Genomic DNA, 290 nt, shown 5'->3' with positions numbered 1-290 from the left:
AACTCCAGCCAGGTGAACGGCACATCCGGATACTGCTCCATCAGATGTACCATGCTGTTTCCGACTTCACAAATCAGAACGCCGTCATCGGACAGATAATCCGGCGCATTTCCCAGGATACGACGGGTCAATTTGAGGCCGTCAGTGCCGGACGCCAGCCCCAGCTCAGGTTCGTGGCGATATTCGTTCGGCAGATCGGACATATCCTCCGCATCGACATAAGGCGGGTTAGTGACAATCAGATCGTACTGAACTTTCGGCAGATCGCGGAACAGATCGGAGCGGATTGG

General features: G+C 54.8%; 1 protein-coding gene. It reads right to left on the bottom strand.

The genetic code is table 11. The features are described from left to right. On the bottom strand, positions 1 to 290 hold a 290-nt coding region (locus J4G32_RS20975), incomplete at both ends, for a HemK family protein methyltransferase (RefSeq protein ID WP_210497612.1).

Source organism: Microvirga antarctica, assembly GCF_017921815.1.
GTDB classification, from domain to species: domain Bacteria; phylum Pseudomonadota; class Alphaproteobacteria; order Rhizobiales; family Beijerinckiaceae; genus Microvirga; species Microvirga antarctica.
This window is presented reverse-complemented; position numbering and strand designations above follow the sequence as displayed.